Source organism: Streptomyces sp. NPDC107500 (assembly GCF_055582785.1).
This window is the reverse complement of the sequence record NZ_JBVJPF010000010.1, coordinates 172,912-188,739: the sequence shown is the minus strand read 5'-3', so window position 1 is coordinate 188,739 and position 15,828 is coordinate 172,912. Positions and strand designations below refer to the sequence as shown.

Here is a 15,828-nt window from a genome sequence, read left to right as displayed (position 1 = left end):
GGAATGTGTTCCGGGAGTCCGTCGGCGGGGTCGTGCCCGCCCGGTCCCGGACGCCACGGGAGGAGCCGCACGACCATGCCCAACGTTCTGGGTGAGGACGCCGTCGTCCGCGTCGGCAACGACGTCTACTCGGTGACCGGCAGCAACACCAACTGGGTGATCGTCAAAGAGGGCGACGTCTGCACCCTCGTCGACACCGGCTATCCCGGCGACCGCGACGCGGTCCTGGCCTCGCTTGAGGTGGTGGGGATGGAGCCGCGGTCGGTGGCGGCCGTCGTGGTCACGCACGCGCACAACGATCACATCGGCGCGGCCGAGCACCTGCGTTCCGAGTACGGCGTCCCGGTCCTGATGCACCAGGAGGAGGTGCCGCACGCCCGCCGCGACTTCCTCGACCAGGTGTCCGTGGGGCAGATCCTGACGCAAGCCTGGCGGCCCGGTGTCGTCCCGTGGGCCGTGCACGCGCTGCGCAACGGCGGAACCGCACACGTTCCGGTCTCTCGCCCGGGGGCCTTCCCCTCCCCGGGCGCGCTCGACCTGCCCGGCCGCCCCGTCCCCGTCCACACCCCCGGACACACGCGCGGCCACTGCGCCTACCTGCTGCCCGACCAGGGGATCCTGGTCACGGGAGACGCCCTGGTGACCGGGCACCCCACGTCGCGGATCGACGGACCGCAGCTGCTGCCCGGCATGTTCCACGGCGACCGCGCCGGGGCCCTCGCCTCCCTGTCGGTGATCGAGTGCCTGGACGCCGACGTGCTGCTCCCCGGACACGGACCGGTGCACCACGGCCCGGCCGAAAAGGCCGCCCGAACCGCCCGGGAGCACGCTCTCAACCGCACCTGATACTCGCAGTTCGGCCGTCGCCCATGGTTCGGCGGCACACTTGCCGGGCATTCTGTGTGAAGGGAACCCGCGTGCGGGGTGCCCGCGCAGACCTGAACGGCGACAAATACCGTCACTCCCCGCATACACCGTCGCATCTGCGCTTATCGTGAATGGTGAACATGCCCGGCGTACCGTCAGGCGTAGACACTTATCTGCACAGGGCCCGACCCGTGGGTACTATGCGCAGCAACATCCATATCGAGGGAGTGAAACGGTTGTGACCAGCCAGTCAACCGCCCCCCTCCGATCGCGCTTGGTGGACCAAGCCGCGTCGGACCTGGAGGAGAACCGCCGCCGCCAGCGAGAACTGACGGACCAGATGACCATGTTGCAGCAGGAGGAAGCCCTGCTGACGGACATCATGGGCCTCGCCCAGCGCTATGAAGGGTTTGCGGACCCGTCCCGGCTGCCCGAGCAGTTGCAGGACGAGCCCGTCGTTGCGAGGGCGAAGCGGACGGGTGCGGCAGCCACACGGCGGACGGGTGCGGCAGGGACCTCTGCCGCCGGAAACCGGGCGAAGGGTGGCGCGAAGGGGAAGCCGCGCCGACCCCTGCTCGGTGACCTGCTGCTGGAACTGCTCGGCAAACACGACGGGCCGTGCCTGGCGAAGGAACTTCGCGACGAGCTTCTGGAGAAGCACCCGGACCGCAACCCGACGCCGCAAGTGGTGCGGAACACGTTGGAGTCCCTGGTGGCCAAGGGGCAGATCCAGCGCCACAAGCAGCAGCGTTCCGTGATGTACACCCTCAGTCCGTCGGAGGCGGGCGCCTGATACGCCGGCTCGTCCCGCCCACGGCGAGGTGGGCCGGCCGCGGTATGTGCCACGGTGCGACGCGGCCCGCCGCTGGGCGGGCCGCCGCTCGTCAGGGGCTGGTGGTCAGCCCCGCCAGATGTTGTCGAACGCGGCTTCCTCGACGTCCCGGCGCAGCCGTGTGGCCTCGAGGTCCGTCACCGCGTCCCCGACGGCGGCCAGTACCGTGCTCATCGCGTCGTCCGGGTCCGGGGACTCGCCGGCGGTCTCCGGGGCGGCCTCGCCGGCCGTGAGGAGGACCATCAGACCGGCGAGTATCGGATCACCAGAGGCCTGGCGTTCCCGCGCGCGCCGGTACTCGGGCGAGTCGGCCGGCTCGACGGCCGCGGACCGCGGCCGCAGTCCATGACGGTGCGGGCGGAGGAGGAGACCGGCTCGGCGCAGGTCCGTCACGTAGGCCTCGGCGAGTCCCGCGCCGCGGCGCCACAGCCATTGCTCGACCGTTTCGCGGGGCTGCTGCCGGACGATCGCGGCGAACGCCTCCTCCAGCAGCGGTTCGTCCGAAGCCGCCCCCTCGCCCGGCACCATGCGGTCGCCGGCGAGGGACAGCCGCCCGTCCGCGAGCAGATCGGCCGCTTCGGCACCCGCGAGCGCGAGGGAGAGATCGCCGTGTTCCACGGCCCGGTCGAGCGGCAACGCCAGGGTGATGAGCGTGAGTTCGCGCGCGGTGCTCATACGTCCCTCCTGGTCTCCAGCAGGCGCAGCCACACCTCGCTGATCGTGGGGAAGGCTGGTACGGCGTGCCATAGGCGCTCCACGGGAACCTCCGCGGTGATCGCCACGGTGGCCGAGTACAGCAGTTCGCCGACGCCCGGCCCGGCGAACGTGGCGCCGACGACGACCTCACGCTCCCGGTCGACGAGGATGCGGGCCCTCCCCCGGTAGTCGGGGCGGTACTGCAGGGAGCCGGCCAGGTGACCCAGCTCGTAGTCGACGACCTCGACATCGCGGCCATCGCGTTCGGCCTCGGCGGCCGTCAGCCCCACTGTGGCGATCTCGGGGTCGGTGAAGACGACGCCCGGGACGGCCTCGCCGTCGGCCGTGGCGCTGTGCGATGCCCAGCGCCCGGTCGACGGCCGCTCCCCGCGCGACCGCGCGACGATCACGGCACCGGCGATCCGGGCCTGGTACTTCCCCTGGTGGGTGAAGAGCGCCCGCCGGTTGACGTCACCGACGGCGTACAGCCAGTTCCCGGGGACGGCGGTGACGGTCAGGCTGTCGTCGGTGGCGAGCCACTCGCCCGGCTCGAGTCCCACGGCCTCGACTCCTATGTCCGCGGAGCGCGGAGCGCGGCCGGTGGCGAAGAGGAGTTCGTCGGCGACGACCTCACCTCCGTCGGACAGGGTGATCCGTACCTCTTCGGCCCGGTCTCCCCGCTCCCGGCGCACGGAGGTGACCGAGACGCCGAAGCGGACGTCCGCTCCCGCCTCCCGCAGTCGTTCGGTGACCAGTTCGCCCGCGAACGGCTCCATGCGGGGCAGCAGCCCGTCTTCCCGGGCGAGCAGGGTCACGCGGCTGCCCAGTCCTTGCCAGGCGGTGGCCATCTCAACGCCGACCACTCCCGCCCCGACGATCGCGAGGCGGCGCGGCGCCGTACGGGCAGCGGTCGCCTCCCGGCTGGTCCAGGGCCTCACCTCGTCGACGCCGGGCAGCGGAGGCAGCACGGCGCTGCTGCCGGTGCACACGGCGACGGCGTGCCGGGCGCGCAGCAGTACGGTCTCGCCGTCCGGTGTCTCGACGGACACCTCCCGCTCCCCCGCCAGGCGCCCATGGCCGCGCAGGAGTTCGATGCCGGCGGACTTCAGCCACTCGACCTGGCCGTCGTCCTTCCAGTCGGCGGACATGCGGTCGCGGTGGGCGAGGACGGCTTCGGTGTCCAGCGGGTTGCGGACGGCGGGGTCGATGCCGGGGACGTGCGCGGCGTCGGCGCGCAGCAGGACGGGACGCAGCAGGGCCTTGCTGGGCTCGCACGCCCAGTACGAGCATTCGCCCCCGACCAGTTCGTTCTCCACGACGACAGTGGTCAGGCCCGCTGCGGCGGTGCGGTCGGCGACGTTCTCCCCGACCGGTCCCGCGCCGATCACGATGACGTCGTACGTACGTATGTCCTCGGTCGCCATACGTGGCCTCCTGTAGGTGGGGTGGGGGTGGGACGGGCCCGCGGGGGCGAAGGGCCCCGCAGGGACGGGCGGTCCCGGCGCGGTGGAGGGGGCCGACCGTGCCTCATTTCGGATGGTGGTCCTGTGATCGATTCGTTAGCGCGTCCGTCGGTACATGTCCGGCCTTGAATACGTGTGAAGGGTGGTGCCTTCCGTACATCGACGTTCACGTTCGATGCGGAGGGAGCCATGACCTCGATCACGGAAGGACAGATCTTGAGAAGACTCCTCCCCACCTCCCGCGCCGGACGCGCGCTCACGGTGGGTGCCGCACTGCTCTCCACCGGAGCGGCCCTCGCCCCGGCCGGACCTGCGGCGGCGGCGGGCACGGCCTCGGCGAGCCGGCACGCGGTGGACTACGTCGCCCTCGGCGACTCGTACGCCTCCGCGCCGCTCGTTCCCACCCAGGTGGACCCGACCTGTCTGCGCTCCGACCGCAACTACGCCTCGCTCGTGGCGCGTTCGCGGTCCGCATCGCTGACGGACGTCACCTGTTCCGGGGCCACCACCGCCGATATGACGGCCTCGCAGACCGGCGGTGTGCCGGCCCAGCTCGACGCCCTGAACCGGGGTACCGACCTTGTCACCGTCACCGTCGGCGGCAACGACATCGGCTTCTCCACCGTGCTGGGCACCTGCGCCCAGCTCACCTCGGCCGATCCGACCGGCAGCCCGTGCAGGACCCACTTCGCGGGCTCCGGCGACGACCGGATCACGCAGGCCATCGCGGACACCGGTCCGAAGGTCGCCGATGTGCTGCGGGGCATACACCGCCGTGCACCGCACGCCCGGGTCATGGTGGTCGGCTACCCCGACCTCTTCCCGGACGACGGCGTCGGCTGCACCAGCAAGACCGTGCCGCTGGCCATGGGCGACTTCGCCTGGCTCCACGACAAGGAGAAGGAGCTGAACGCGATGCTGGCCCGTCAGGCGCGGCACGGTGGAGCGCAGTACGTGAACACGTACGCGCCGACCGTCGGCCACGACCTGTGCGCGCCGACCGGCGAGCGTTGGATCGAGACCTTCGCGCCGGAGACACCGGCGGCGCCGGTGCACCCCAACGCCACGGGTGAGAGCGCGATGGCGGGTGCGGTCGAGGCGGCCCTCGGACGACACGGCCGCCGCTGACGCTTCAGCGGGGTGCCCGCGGTTCTTCCGGGCCGCCCGGTCCGATGCGGCCCATCCGTCAGAGAAAGCTCGACGCGGACGGGCCGTATCCCCCGAGCACCGCGCTCTCCGCCCAGTTCCACACCTGGACGTCGGTGGGCCGGGCCGGGCCCTCGGCGTCCTCGGTGGTCTGCGGGGCTTTCCGGGCGGACCGCTCTGCTACGCCGGCGGCTGCACGGCCGGAGGTCGAGTCGTCGCCGGCGCGACGTGAACGTCTCCTGAGGATCATGCGCTGTCCTTGCTCTCCGTGGGCGGCGTGGGCCGACCGGAGGAGGATGCGGGTCCCGCATCCGGGGGGCGTGGAGAGATGCGGGACCCGCGTTCAGGGGGATCAGGCGGCGGCGGCAGCATTGATGCTGACGGGCACGTTGCCGCGGGTGGCCTTGGAGTACGGGCAGATCTGGTGCGCGGCCTCGGCGAGCTGCTGAGCGGTGGCCTGGTCGACACCGCCGAGCACGGGGTTGAGGACCGCGGAGAGGGAGAACTCCCCGTCGTCACCGTGCGTGAGAGTGATCTCCGCCGTGATGTTGGTGCTGGTCAGCCGGACCTTGCGCTCGGCCGCGGCGCGGCGCAGAGCGCCGAGGAAACAGGCCGCCCACCCGGCCGCGAGGAGCTGCTCGGGGTTGGTCGCGTCGCCCGCGCCGCCCAGCTCCTTGGGGATCGCGAGGCTGGTTGCCAGCAGACCGTCGGAGGAGGTGACGCGACCGCCGTTGCGGCCTTCTCCGTCGACGTCGACAACGGCGGTGTAGGTGACTGCCATGGCTGGGTGCTCCCTGATTCCGGTTCACGAAAGGTTTGACGACACCTCCCGACCGGCACTTTCGCGCCGTCACCGGTTGAGGTGGTGACGTAATCATGGCACCCCTGTTCGTCACCCGTCAAGGCGGTGATGTTCTGGGTGTGATGGATTCAGGACCGGACCCGGACACACCTGGCACCCCTACGGCAGTGCGAAGCCGAGCTGTTCGGCGGCCGCCCCGAGCCCGGTGGCACCCCACCGCTGCACCACCTGCTCAGTGGTCGAGAAGGAACGCAGTTCGGCGCCGTCGAGGTAGAGCGTTCCCCCCAGGTGGTCGGTCTCGTGCTGCACGATCCGCGCCCCGATCCCCGTGTACTCCTCCACCAGGCGCCGCCCGGTCTCGTCCTGACGGTGCAGCCTGATCCGGTCTGGACGCGCCACCACGGCCTGCCAGCCGGGCACGCTCAGGCAGCCCTCGTATCCGCCCACCCGCCGTCGGCCCACGGCCCGGTACGACGGGTTGATCAGTACGGTGAACGGGACGGGCTGCTGTCCGCGCCTGATCAGCGCGTCGGCGAACGCCTTGGGAGTGGCCAGCACCGCGAGCCCGACCGAAAGCCCGATCTGGGGCGCCGCGAGTCCGACCGCTCCGTCGATGCCCTCCATCGTCTCGCGCATCCGGACGATCAGCCGACCGAGCAGGTCCTCGCTGAACTGCCCGTCGTACGAAGCTGTCTGCTGCCGGAGCACGGGGTCACCGGCCTGCACCACGCCCAGCGGCCCCGGCTTGTCGATGAGTTCAGCCACCTGGTCGGCGAGTCGGCTGCTTGCCATGTCCGGGCCTTTCGTCGTCGTGCTGCCATGTTTCTCGCCATCGGTAAGGTGGCATAGACACATGCCGAAGATACCTGAGCAGCGGTATCGGGAACACGTATCTCGACATGTTCGCATCGAGCACGTATGCTCATGAACGTATACGGAGTGCCGCAGGAAAGACGACGACGCCGGACGCGCCTCCGTGGACGCGGAGAGGGCGCCGGCGGACGGAATTCGACCCGGCCCCGAGAAGCACAAGGGCCTCGCCCGGGCGACCTGTGCCATTGCCCGGACGTCAGTCATGGCGTCCCACGGAACGCCCCTCATTGACGTCACGTACATGTACTACGCCTGAGGAGCCGTCCTCTGAGAGAGGATCTCCGGCGGGCAGGCCGCCGACCCCGGCCGGAAATTGGGGCCGCCGACGATCATGCCCGCGCCGTAGCCTTGGTCAACTCGACGACGATGGAGGGTTCATGACCGGGACGAGCAGACTCGACGGCAAGAGAGCTCTGGTGATCGGTGGTGGCGGGACGGGAATCGGTCGAGCCGTTGTTCGCGCCTATGCCGCCGCCGGCGCGAGCGTCGTAGTGGCTGACGTGGACGCCACACGGGCGACGGAGGCGGCGGACGAGTTGCGGTCGGCCGGCTGCCCCGCTCACGCGATAAGCGGCGATGTCCGCTCTCTTGAACAGCTCGACGGCATGATCTCAGGCGCGGCTGAACGACTCGGCGGTCTGGACACCCTGGTCACGGTGGTCGGCGGGCAGGTGGCGTTCGTACCCGCGGTCAAGCTCCATGAGATGGAAGACGAGGACTGGGACACCGTCTACGACCTGAACCTGCGCTACGTGGCTCGCGCCGTACGAAGCGTACTTCGCCTGTTCTTGAAGCAGGGAACGGGCGGGAACATCGTCAGCATCGGCTCGGTCACCGGTTTCATGGCGGCGCCGAAGCAGGCCGGATACGGTGCGGCGAAGGCCGGCCTCTACAGCCTGGCGCGCACCGTGGCGGCCGAGTACGCGGCCGACGGCATCCGCATGAACCTCGTCGCAGGCGGGGCGATCAGCACAGGAGTCAACAACGCCGGCCCTGGCCACGACTGGGTACCGGAGATTCCGGCAGGCCGCTACGGCTCGTCGGAGGAGATGGCCGCCGCGGCCGTCTACCTGGCCTCGGACGAGGCACGGTATATCACCGGTCAGCAGATCGTCCTGGACGGAGGGGTCTCCGTCCGCGGCCCGTTCCCGGAGTAGGCAGACAAGCCGGGCACTGCTTGGTAACAGGTGTTACCATGACTGTATGGCGAAGACACAGCTGGGTGCGCGCGTCGACAGTGAGATCAAGAGGCTGGCCGAGGCACGGGCCGCTGATCGTGGGCTGAGTCTCGGGGACTACATCGCCGGACTCGTTCGGGAGGACACCGAAGGGCTGAGGCAGCGGGGGCTGGACGCCGCCCGGCGCTTTCTGGACGAGCACCAGTCCGTCTTCGACGACCTCGAGGACGGCGAGCGGCACGTGCCGGGGGCGCACGCCGCGTAATGGACCTGTTCATCGATGTTCCCTGGATTCTCCAGGTCGCCGAGCTCGCCGGCGCGGGAGATCCCGCACCCGAGGACTACGGGGTTCCGGTGGCGGCGGTGGCCTGCCACCGGGCCGAACTGCTGGAGACACCTGTCTACGACGGGCCCTACGCGCGTGCTGCGGCCCTCGTGCACGTTCTCGGTCGCTGTCGCTGGCTGGAGCGGTCCAACATGGCCGTCGCCGCCGCGACCGGTGTGATGTACCTGGAAGCCTCCGGTGTCCCCGTCAAGCCCAGTCGCGAGGACGCCGTCGCCCTGCGCGAGCTGCTGCGTGATCCCAACTGCACGGCCAAGCGGGTCGCCGCCCTGCTGCGTGCCTGGCCACAGGCGACCTGAGCCGCGCCCTCGGTGCCGTCACTCCGGGCCGGAGGGCTCCGGGGCCGGGGCTGCCTGGCGGGGTGCCGGGACGTGTTCGACGCGGTGTTCCGCGACGGCCGTTCGGGCGGCTTCGCGCCGGGGACCGGGCGTGGGCGGGCGGTTCGGTGATTTCCCGGTGGGGTTGAACGCGCTGAGGAGGGGGCCGGTCATCGCCGTGGTGACCAGGGCCATCACGACGAGCATCGCGTAGAGCTCCACGTCGATCAGGCCCTGTTCGAGGCCGACGGACAGGATGACCAGTTCGGTCAGTCCGCGCGTGTTGACCAGGGCGCCGAGCGTGGCGGAGTCGCGGTGGGGGATGCCGAACAGGCGTGCCGAGCCGTATCCGCCGACGACCTTGCCGAGTACGGAGATCGCGAGGATGACGCCGAGCAGGCCGAACTCCCCCAGACGCAGATCGGTCAGGTCGACCGTGAGGCCGGTGACCGCGAAGAACACCGGCAGCAGGAGGATGACGGCGGGCTCCAGCCGTTGTCTGAGCCGGTGCAGGAAGGCCTCGTCGCGGGGCATGGCGACGCCGAACGCGAAGGCTCCGAAGATGTAGTGGATCTGGAGCCACTCCGCGGCGAGAGCGGAGGCGAAGAGTCCGACGAACAGCCAGGGCAGGGGTTCGGCGGCGGTGATCGCCCGGCGCAGCAGCGGTCGTACCGCGGTGAAGAGCACCGCGACGTACACCGGGACGAGCAGCAGCCGCCAGGCCTCGTTGCCGGCCGCGGAGTTGAGGGCGACGGCCAGGCTGAGCAGGGTGTAGGCGATGATGTCGATCACCGCGGCGGCGGAGAGGGCGATGCCTCCGATCAGGGTTCGCTGCATCCCGCGGTCGGCGAGGATGCGGGCGAGCACCGGGAACGCGGTGGCCGAGACGGCCACTCCGACGAAGAGCACGAACGGCAGGGTGGCACCGTCTGCGTAGCCGGGGGCGATGCGCAGTGCCAGGGCGCAGCCCAGTGCCAGGGGCAGCAGGGTGGAGCCGAGGGCGAGGCCGGTGACGACCCGGGCGCGGCCGCGCATGACGCGGTGGTCCAGCTCCATGCCGACGATGAACATGAACAGGGTCAGGCCGACGGCGGCGAGGATCTTCAGTGCGGGGATCGACTCCGCGGGGAACACCGCGTCGCCGGCCAGGTGGCCGAGGGCGGTCGGACCGAGCAGGAGGCCGGCGGCGATCTCTCCGATCACCCGGGGCTGTCCCAGGCGCTTGGCCGCCGTTCCGCACAGGTGGGCGGCGGCCAGGATGACCACCAGGTCGAGCATCAGGTACTGGAGCGGGGGCATGGGGTGTCTCCTGTCGCCCTCTCGGGTGCGTGTCGGTGGATGGGTGCGCACATGGCTGTGCCTTGCCGGGCTTCGACCGGACCGTCGCCGGTCGGCCCTTCGTCACGCGCCCGCACGCGGCGACCGCCCGTCACACCAGGCCGGCGTTGACGGCGCTGACCACGGCCGCCGTGCGGTTGGGGGCGTCGAACTTGGCCAGCACGGAGCCGACCAGGCGCTTCGCCCCGTGAGTGGAGATGGTCAGGGCGCGGGCTATCTGCTTGTTGCTCATGCCGCTGGCCATGAGCTGGAGGGTCTCGTTCTCCCGGGGGGTGAGGGTGGTGACGCGTGCGTGGGCCTGGGGGATCTGGATGCGGTGCATGCTCAGCAGTTCCCTGGCCAGCTTGGGGGGCATGGGCACCTCGCCGGCGAGGGTGCGTTCGATCGCGTTGGCCAGCCCGTCCTGCGAGAGGTCGGTCAGGGACAGGAATCCGTCGCCGGGCAGGTCACCGAAGTCCGCGCGGCGGTCCTGCACGGGGTCGCCGACCACCAGGACGGGGGGCAGCGGGTGGGCCTTGTCGTCCTGGGCGTCCCCCAGGAGGTGCCACTGGTCGGACGTGACGATCACGACGTCGAGGCTTCCGGGTCCGTAGGGCGTGTGCAGCGTGTCGGGGTCGAGTTGCAGCACGGTGCCGATGCCGGGTGTCCTGCTCAGGAGTGCTTCGAGTCCGGCGACGATCACGGGGCCGGCGACGAGCAGGGCTACGTTCCTTCGGCCGTCCCGGTGTCCGGCGTCCAGGGCGGCTTGGTCCGCTTCCCGGAGAGAGTCGGCGGGGAGGGCGGACAGTGAGGGCAGTGTCTCCAGCATCCAGGCGGCTTTCTCATCAACGGAGAGGGGGAACCGGCGGAGCATGGCTCACGTCGGCTTCGCGGCTCTTCTCGACCGGCAGGGTTGACGTCCAGTTTTCGGCGGGCGGGACGGCGGCGGAAGTCCGTCGGGCGGGCCGGATCCGGCACTGGCCGGTTGAGGCCGCTCTAGGGCCTGTCTGACACTTCCCGTCTGCCTCGCGGGCGACGACGGGAAGTGTCAGACAGGCCCTAGTAGGCGAGAGGGCTGGTGACCAGGGCGGCTTCGCAGCGTTCGACGGCGCAGCCCGCGAACGCGTCGGAGCGCAGGGCGCGCAGCATCAGCCGCAGGGCCGTGTGCTCCGCGTCGGCGAGGGCGGTCGAGGAGAAGAACAGGCCGAGCGTGTGGCGCCCTGATTCGTGCCGGGCCACGCTGACGTGCTCCAGTCCGTCGCCCGGTTCCGCGTAGGCCATGAGGTGCGCGGGCGCGTGGTCCAGGGGCGCCCGATCATCGTTCGAGCGCAGCTGTACATGTACTAGATGCATGCAGGCGACGATCCTTGAGCTGGTCACGGCCGGCAAGTAGCTCCTCATGGACGGATCCGGCAACGACCGCAAGAGTCCCTCGGCAGTCGCAGCCGTCCGCCGTGATCCTTCAAGTCTGAATCGCGGAGGCTCTGATGCTCGGTTTGCTGGGGTTGGACGCATCGGCCGAGGAGGTGTACCGGGCGATGCTCGCGCACCCGGGCAAGGGGGTGGCCGAGCTGGCCGAGGCCCTCGGGATGCCGGAGCGGGACATCAGGTCGTCGCTGGACCGGCTGCACGAGCTGTCGCTGGTGCGTTCCCCGCACGCGCAGGGGTTGCGTGCGGTCGGCCCGGAGCTGGGGATGGAGATCCTCCTGGCCCGGCAGCAGGCGGAGTTGGCCGCGCAGCAGCAGCGGGTGGAGGCCTCCCGTGCGGCCGCGGCGCAGTTGATCGCGCAGTTCGCGGAGCAGGGTTCGTCGGCGGGGCAGCCGAACGTGGAGCATCTCACCGGGATCGACCAGATCAGGGAGAAGCTGGCGGTGCTGACGCACCGGGTGCGTGCGGAGGTCATGACGCTCGCTCCCAACGGCGCGCACACTCCGGAGAGTCTGCGGGCCGCCAAGCCGCTGGACGGTGAGTTGCTGGGCCGCGGGGTCCGGATGCGGACCGTCTATCTGGACAGCGTGCGCAACAGCCCGCACACCGTGGAGTACGCGGAGTGGCTGGCGGAGCGCGGCGGGCAGGTCCGCACCGCCCCGTCGCTGCCGGTGCGCATGGTCATCGTGGACCGGGAGAGCGCGGTGATTCCCGTGCGTGCCGAGGCTTCGTGCGAGGCCGCCGTGCTGCTGACCGGCCAGGGCACGCTGACGGCCCTGTGCGCCCTCTTCGACGGGGTGTGGGCGTCCGCGGTCGACCTGGGTGAGGCGGGGCGGCGGGACGAGTCGGGGTTGAGTGCGCAGGAGCGGGAGGTGCTCACCTCGCTGTACCGGGGGATGACGGACGAGTCGATCGCCAAGCGGCTGGGTGTCTCACCGCGTACGGCTCGTCGGGTGGCCAACGACATGATGGAGCGTCTGGGTGCGCGCAGCCGTTTCCAGGCCGGTGCGCTCGCGGTGCAGAACGGCTGGCTGCCGTCGGACGCCTCGCTGTAGGTCCGGGCGGCCCCCGCGGGGGCGGGCCGCCCGGCGTTCTCGTCGAGGTCAGGCCTCCTGGCCGACCGTGACGCGCTCCGGAGCGCGGGGCGTACTGTCCTCGGCCGGGGTGTTGGCGGCGACCTCTCGGCGCAGCCATGCCGAGCCGGCGACGGCGACCAGCACGGCGAGTGCGGCCGCGGCGGCGGGCAGGGCGTAGCCGGAGTCCGCGCCGAACCGCTCGACCGTCCAGCCTGCCGCCATACCGCCCAGGGAGATGCCGCCCAGGAGGCTGGTGACGGCGAGGGTCATGCCCTCGTTGATCTGCGAGCGGGGGATCAGTTCCTGCACCAGGCCCATGCCGGTGATCATGGTGGGCGAGGTGGCCATGCCGGCGATGAACATCAGCGGTGCGAGGGACCACAGGCCGCCGGCGAGGTTCAGCGGCAGCATCAGTACCGCCATGGCGGTGACCCCGGTCAGGAACCGGGAGACTCCCGTGCCGCGCAGGGTGACCATGCCGAACAGCATGCCGGCGACGGCGGATCCGATCGCTTGCAGTGCCAGGACGGTTCCGGCCACGGGCTTGTGGCCGATGGAGTCGGTGAAGGCGACCGTCACCATCTCCAGCGAGCCGAAGATGGAGCCGGTGAACAGGAAGACCAGCATCATGACCTGGAGTCCGCGGTTGCGCAGCGGGGCCTTGCGGCCGGACGGGTCGGCCGGCTGCACCGGCGGTTCGGTGCCGCGCTGCACGGCGAACAGCACGGTGCCGACCAGGGTCAATACGAGGGCGGCGAGGCGGCCGGCCTCCGGGGAGACGCCGGTGGCGAGGGCGACGGCGAGGATGGGGCCGAGGATGAAGCAGACCTCGTCCAGGACCTGTTCGAAGGAGTTGGCCACGTGCATGGAGTCGGCGTCGTTGTCGTAGATCTCGGCCCATCGGGCGCGGGCCATGCCGCCCACGTTGGGTGCGGTGGCCGACAGGATGTTCGTGGCGAACAGCGTCCAGGTCGGCGCGTCCAGCGACAGGCATAGCAGCAGGGCGGCGGACATGGCTGCCGACCAGACCGCGGCGGGGACGGCGACGCGTGCCTGCCCGTAGCGGTCGACGAGCCGGCCCAGCAGCGGGATGGTCAGCAGGGTGGTGGCCAGTGAGGCTCCGGTGACGGCTCCGGCCAGGGCGTAGGAGTCACGCAGCGAGGCGATCATCACGACGGTGCCGACGCCGGACATGGACAGGGCCAGCCGTGCCAGGAAGCCCATACTGCTGAAGCCGACGACCCCCTTCGCGGAGAACAGTCGACGGTACGGGGCGAACATAGGGACTCCAGTCAGAGCGGGGGGCGGGTGGGAAGGCGTGTGGGCTGGCCGGCGGGGTCTACGGAGGTGACCCGGACCCCGCGGGTGTCGAAGCGGAACGGCTGTTCTGTGAAGCCGTGGGTGGCCATGGCGGTGCGGACCTGGTCCCGGCAGGCGGCCCGGCTGTGCACGAGGAAGTAGCCTCCCCCGCCGGCCCCCAGCAGTTTGCCACCGCTGGCTCCGGCGTCGAGCGCGTCGGCGTAGGCGCGCTCGACGCTCGGTAGAGAGACCCTGGAGCCGAGGTGCCGCTTCAGTTCCCAGTGGGCTCCCAGGACTTGGCCGAGGGCGGTCGCGTCGTTGTTCTTGAGTGCGTCGAGGGCGAGCGGGGTCAGTGCCTTGATGGCGTGCAGGCGGCGTTCCGCGTCGCGGTCGCTGTGGGCGACCCGTGCGTTCTGCTCACCGAGCACCTCGCCGGCGTCGCGGGTGCGGCCGGTGAAGAAGAGGAGGAGTTCCTCGTCGAGGCGGCGGACGAACTCCTCGTCGACGGGGACCTCTTCGACGGCCACGGTGCCGTCGCGGTGGAAGTCGATGGTCCGGAATCCGCCGTGTGCGGACAGGTACTGGTCCTGCCTGCCCACCGGGCGGCCCAGGCCGTGCATCTCGATCGAGCTGGCCGCCTCGGCGGCCTGGTCCTGGGTGAGCGCGCCGCCCTCCAGGCCGGCGACGAGGGCCACGCTGAAGGCGGAGGAGCTGCCGAGTCCGCTGCCGCCGGGCACGTCGGCGAACGAGGCGAGGTCCAGCGGGCTGCCGTCCCAGTGGCGGCTCAGTGCCTCCCGGGCGAAGGGGTTGGTGATCCCGGCGCCGGCGCTGCTGCTGCACTCGTCGAGGCAGGCGCGTATGTGGCGGTGGGTGCCGGCCGGGCGGCCTACGACGGTCACCCTGAGGTCGGTGGTGGCGCCCAGGACGAGGCCGCCGAACCGGCTGGCGTAGCCGGGGACGTCGGTGCCGCCGCCGGCCAGGGAGATGCGCAGGGGGGCGCTGCTGATCCACACGTTGGGTTCCTCGGTCGGGGCTCAGGCAGCCGCGGTGGGCTGGGTGGGCAGGGGGTCGCTGAGGGGCCAGGTGTCGGTGGCGCGCAGGGCGGCGGCGGCCTGTTCCGGCTCCACTTCGCTGATGAAGGTGCCCGCGCCGAGTTCTCCGGCGGCCAGCCGCTTGGGCTTGAGTGGTGTGGCGCGGTCGGAGAACACCTGGGCGTGCAGGTGGCTGTGGCCTCTCTCGCCGCGGGCGGGGGCCTGGATCCACAGCGCCATGTACGGCAGCGGCGACTCGGTGACGGTCTCGAAGCGGCGCAGCAGCGACCGGTAGGAGGCGGCCAGGTCGGCGCGTTCGTCCGCGGTGAGGGCCGCGAGGTCGGGGACGTGCCGGTTGGCGTAGAGGTGGACCTCGTAGGGCCAGCGCGCCGCGTGCGGGACGAACGCGGTCCAGTGGCGGGAGCGGGCTACGACGCGGCGGCCCGCCGTGAGTTCCGCGTCGAGCACGGAGCAGAAGACGCAGCCCGCGCCGCGTGCGTGGGCGTGGCGGGAGGCGCGCTGCATCCGCTCGAAGCGGCTGGGGACGAACGGGTAGGCGTAGATCTGTCCGTGCGGGTGGGCGAGGGTCGCGCCGATCGCGCTGCCGTGGTTCTCGAAGCACACCACTTGTTCGACGTCCGGGAGGGCGTTGAGGGCGGTCGTCCGGTCGGCCCAGGCGTCGATGACGGTGCGGATCCGCCGCTCGGGCAACCGGGCCAGGGAGGTGTCGTGTTCGCTCCCGAAGACCATGACCTCGCAGCGGCCGGAGGCGGGCAGGGTGAGGGAGCCGCCGGTGTGCGGCGGGTCGCCGGCGCCGCCGGTGGTGCCCAGGGCCGGGTAGCGGTTCTCGAAGACGGCGACGTCGTAGTCGCCCGCGGGTATCTCCGTCGCGGTGCCGTCCGAGGTGGGGCACAGGGGGCAGGCCGCGGTGGTGTGGGCCGACCGGGCCCTGCGGTGGGCGGCCATGACCACCCACTCCTCCGTGGTCGGGTCCCACCGCATCTCGGCGCCGGACTCCACGGGTGGCAGCACCCGGTTGTCGACGACCTTGTGTTCCCGGCCGGCTTCGTCGTCGTAGAAGTGGATCTCGCGTCCGTCGGCGAGTGTGGCGCTGGTTCGGTGAGGCAGTGACATGGGTGTCCGATCGGTCTGGCGCCTCG

18 protein-coding genes are annotated in these 15,828 nt (G+C 71.1%); 7 read left to right on the top strand and 11 right to left on the bottom strand.

Features of this window, described 5'->3' with window-relative positions:
- The first annotated feature begins 75 nt into the window (after nucleotides 1–75).
- Both ACZ67M_RS34645 and ACZ67M_RS34640 read left to right on the top strand, forming a co-directional pair.
- A complete protein-coding gene (locus ACZ67M_RS34645) occupies nucleotides 76–846 on the top strand; it encodes an MBL fold metallo-hydrolase (RefSeq protein WP_469853977.1) in 771 nt (256 codons plus the stop codon).
- 259 nt (nucleotides 847–1,105) lie between these two features.
- Nucleotides 1,106–1,660: a hypothetical protein gene (locus ACZ67M_RS34640; protein ID WP_469853976.1), complete on the top strand. Its 555-nt coding sequence runs from the start codon at nucleotides 1,106–1,108 to the stop codon at nucleotides 1,658–1,660.
- Nucleotides 1,661–1,765: 105 nt separating this feature from the next.
- On the opposite strand, the gene ACZ67M_RS34635 is transcribed toward ACZ67M_RS34640, so the two are convergent.
- Together ACZ67M_RS34635 and ACZ67M_RS34630 are read right to left on the bottom strand one after the other, a co-directional pair.
- Complete coding sequence (locus ACZ67M_RS34635; RefSeq protein ID WP_469853975.1) at nucleotides 1,766–2,374, bottom strand: GPP34 family phosphoprotein; 609 nt, start codon at nucleotides 2,372–2,374, stop codon at nucleotides 1,766–1,768.
- Nucleotides 2,371–3,819 carry a dihydrolipoyl dehydrogenase family protein gene (locus ACZ67M_RS34630; RefSeq protein WP_469853974.1) on the bottom strand — a complete coding sequence of 483 codons (1,449 nt, stop codon included), beginning with the start codon at nucleotides 3,817–3,819 and terminating at the stop codon, nucleotides 2,371–2,373. The genes ACZ67M_RS34635 and ACZ67M_RS34630 overlap by 4 nt, the downstream gene beginning before the upstream one ends.
- Nucleotides 3,820–4,074: 255 nt before the next feature.
- On the opposite strand from ACZ67M_RS34630, the gene ACZ67M_RS34625 reads away from it, so the two are divergent.
- Nucleotides 4,075–4,986, top strand: a complete 912-nt coding sequence (locus tag ACZ67M_RS34625; RefSeq protein ID WP_469853973.1) for an SGNH/GDSL hydrolase family protein — start codon at nucleotides 4,075–4,077, stop codon at nucleotides 4,984–4,986.
- Between the two features lie 58 nt (nucleotides 4,987–5,044).
- Here ACZ67M_RS34625 and ACZ67M_RS34620 read toward each other — a convergent pair whose 3' ends face one another.
- The 3 genes from ACZ67M_RS34620 to ACZ67M_RS34610 all read right to left on the bottom strand — a co-directional run bounded on the left by ACZ67M_RS34620 (nucleotide 5,045) and on the right by ACZ67M_RS34610 (nucleotide 6,598).
- On the bottom strand, nucleotides 5,045–5,254 hold the full coding sequence (locus ACZ67M_RS34620) for a hypothetical protein (RefSeq protein ID WP_469853972.1): 210 nt from the start codon (nucleotides 5,252–5,254) through the stop codon (nucleotides 5,045–5,047).
- Nucleotides 5,255–5,356: 102 nt separating this feature from the next.
- Nucleotides 5,357–5,785: an Ohr family peroxiredoxin gene (locus tag ACZ67M_RS34615; RefSeq protein ID WP_361362246.1), complete on the bottom strand. Its 429-nt coding sequence runs from the start codon at nucleotides 5,783–5,785 to the stop codon at nucleotides 5,357–5,359.
- Nucleotides 5,786–5,965: 180 nt separating this feature from the next.
- The gene (locus tag ACZ67M_RS34610) at nucleotides 5,966–6,598 is read right to left on the bottom strand and encodes a peptide deformylase (protein WP_469853971.1); all 633 of its coding nucleotides are present in this window, start codon (nucleotides 6,596–6,598) and stop codon (nucleotides 5,966–5,968) included.
- Nucleotides 6,599–7,056: 458 nt separating this feature from the next.
- On the opposite strand from ACZ67M_RS34610, the gene ACZ67M_RS34605 reads away from it, so the two are divergent.
- Genes ACZ67M_RS34605 through ACZ67M_RS34595 form a run of 3 tightly spaced genes read left to right on the top strand, consistent with a single transcriptional unit; the run spans nucleotide 7,057 to nucleotide 8,499 of the window.
- The gene (locus ACZ67M_RS34605; RefSeq protein ID WP_392103308.1) at nucleotides 7,057–7,836 is read left to right on the top strand and encodes an SDR family NAD(P)-dependent oxidoreductase; all 780 of its coding nucleotides are present in this window, start codon (nucleotides 7,057–7,059) and stop codon (nucleotides 7,834–7,836) included.
- 46 nt (nucleotides 7,837–7,882) lie between these two features.
- Nucleotides 7,883–8,122: a hypothetical protein gene (locus tag ACZ67M_RS34600; RefSeq protein ID WP_064732126.1), complete on the top strand. Its 240-nt coding sequence runs from the start codon at nucleotides 7,883–7,885 to the stop codon at nucleotides 8,120–8,122.
- Nucleotides 8,122–8,499, top strand: a complete 378-nt coding sequence (locus ACZ67M_RS34595) for a fic family toxin-antitoxin system, toxin component (protein ID WP_361363294.1) — start codon at nucleotides 8,122–8,124, stop codon at nucleotides 8,497–8,499. Before ACZ67M_RS34600 ends, ACZ67M_RS34595 begins: the two co-directional genes overlap by 1 nt.
- 18 nt (nucleotides 8,500–8,517) lie before the next feature.
- On the opposite strand, the gene ACZ67M_RS34590 is transcribed toward ACZ67M_RS34595, so the two are convergent.
- From ACZ67M_RS34590 to ACZ67M_RS34580, 3 genes are all read right to left on the bottom strand, one after another.
- Nucleotides 8,518–9,816 (bottom strand): cation:proton antiporter, encoded by a 1,299-nt coding sequence (locus ACZ67M_RS34590; RefSeq protein WP_392016404.1) that lies wholly within the window; start codon nucleotides 9,814–9,816, stop codon nucleotides 8,518–8,520.
- A 130-nt stretch (nucleotides 9,817–9,946) separates the two neighbouring features.
- Nucleotides 9,947–10,663: a response regulator transcription factor gene (locus ACZ67M_RS34585; RefSeq protein WP_361363288.1), complete on the bottom strand. Its 717-nt coding sequence runs from the start codon at nucleotides 10,661–10,663 to the stop codon at nucleotides 9,947–9,949.
- Between the two features lie 230 nt (nucleotides 10,664–10,893).
- Nucleotides 10,894–11,187 carry a hypothetical protein gene (locus ACZ67M_RS34580; protein ID WP_378807902.1) on the bottom strand — a complete coding sequence of 98 codons (294 nt, stop codon included), beginning with the start codon at nucleotides 11,185–11,187 and terminating at the stop codon, nucleotides 10,894–10,896.
- 134 nt (nucleotides 11,188–11,321) lie between these two features.
- Here ACZ67M_RS34580 and ACZ67M_RS34575 point away from each other — a divergent pair, with 134 nt between their 5' ends.
- Entirely contained in the window at nucleotides 11,322–12,317 is a 996-nt protein-coding gene (locus ACZ67M_RS34575) for a helix-turn-helix transcriptional regulator (RefSeq protein WP_361363282.1), read from the top strand.
- Nucleotides 12,318–12,365: 48 nt separating this feature from the next.
- Here the strand turns inward: ACZ67M_RS34575 and ACZ67M_RS34570 are convergent, their stop codons facing one another.
- Genes ACZ67M_RS34570 through galT form a run of 3 tightly spaced genes read right to left on the bottom strand, consistent with a single transcriptional unit; the run spans nucleotide 12,366 to nucleotide 15,802 of the window.
- On the bottom strand, nucleotides 12,366–13,619 hold the full coding sequence (locus tag ACZ67M_RS34570) for an MFS transporter (RefSeq protein ID WP_392016401.1): 1,254 nt from the start codon (nucleotides 13,617–13,619) through the stop codon (nucleotides 12,366–12,368).
- A gap of 11 nt (nucleotides 13,620–13,630) precedes the next feature.
- Nucleotides 13,631–14,650: a GHMP family kinase ATP-binding protein gene (locus tag ACZ67M_RS34565; protein ID WP_469853970.1), complete on the bottom strand. Its 1,020-nt coding sequence runs from the start codon at nucleotides 14,648–14,650 to the stop codon at nucleotides 13,631–13,633.
- A gap of 21 nt (nucleotides 14,651–14,671) precedes the next feature.
- Nucleotides 14,672–15,802, bottom strand: coding sequence for a galactose-1-phosphate uridylyltransferase (galT, locus tag ACZ67M_RS34560; protein ID WP_361363274.1), 1,131 nt, complete (start codon nucleotides 15,800–15,802; stop codon nucleotides 14,672–14,674).
- Between the last annotated feature and the right edge of the window lie 26 nt (nucleotides 15,803–15,828).

What these genes read in the sequence shown, in the direction of transcription:
- ACZ67M_RS34645 (WP_469853977.1), top strand. Translation starts at nt 76, where the DNA reads ATGCCCAACGTTCTGGGTGAGGACGCCGTCGTCCGCGTCGGCAACGAC.
- ACZ67M_RS34635 (WP_469853975.1), bottom strand. Translation starts at nt 2,374, where the DNA reads ATGAGCACCGCGCGCGAACTCACGCTCATCACCCTGGCGTTGCCGCTC.
- ACZ67M_RS34630 (WP_469853974.1), bottom strand. Translation starts at nt 3,819, where the DNA reads ATGGCGACCGAGGACATACGTACGTACGACGTCATCGTGATCGGCGCG.
- ACZ67M_RS34620 (WP_469853972.1), bottom strand. Translation starts at nt 5,254, where the DNA reads ATGATCCTCAGGAGACGTTCACGTCGCGCCGGCGACGACTCGACCTCC.
- ACZ67M_RS34615 (WP_361362246.1), bottom strand. Translation starts at nt 5,785, where the DNA reads ATGGCAGTCACCTACACCGCCGTTGTCGACGTCGACGGAGAAGGCCGC.
- ACZ67M_RS34610 (WP_469853971.1), bottom strand. Translation starts at nt 6,598, where the DNA reads ATGGCAAGCAGCCGACTCGCCGACCAGGTGGCTGAACTCATCGACAAG.
- ACZ67M_RS34605 (WP_392103308.1), top strand. Translation starts at nt 7,057, where the DNA reads ATGACCGGGACGAGCAGACTCGACGGCAAGAGAGCTCTGGTGATCGGT.
- ACZ67M_RS34600 (WP_064732126.1), top strand. Translation starts at nt 7,883, where the DNA reads ATGGCGAAGACACAGCTGGGTGCGCGCGTCGACAGTGAGATCAAGAGG.
- ACZ67M_RS34595 (WP_361363294.1), top strand. Translation starts at nt 8,122, where the DNA reads ATGGACCTGTTCATCGATGTTCCCTGGATTCTCCAGGTCGCCGAGCTC.
- ACZ67M_RS34590 (WP_392016404.1), bottom strand. Translation starts at nt 9,816, where the DNA reads ATGCCCCCGCTCCAGTACCTGATGCTCGACCTGGTGGTCATCCTGGCC.
- ACZ67M_RS34585 (WP_361363288.1), bottom strand. Translation starts at nt 10,663, where the DNA reads ATGCTGGAGACACTGCCCTCACTGTCCGCCCTCCCCGCCGACTCTCTC.
- ACZ67M_RS34580 (WP_378807902.1), bottom strand. Translation starts at nt 11,187, where the DNA reads ATGCATCTAGTACATGTACAGCTGCGCTCGAACGATGATCGGGCGCCC.
- ACZ67M_RS34575 (WP_361363282.1), top strand. Translation starts at nt 11,322, where the DNA reads ATGCTCGGTTTGCTGGGGTTGGACGCATCGGCCGAGGAGGTGTACCGG.
- ACZ67M_RS34570 (WP_392016401.1), bottom strand. Translation starts at nt 13,619, where the DNA reads ATGTTCGCCCCGTACCGTCGACTGTTCTCCGCGAAGGGGGTCGTCGGC.
- galT (WP_361363274.1), bottom strand. Translation starts at nt 15,802, where the DNA reads ATGTCACTGCCTCACCGAACCAGCGCCACACTCGCCGACGGACGCGAG.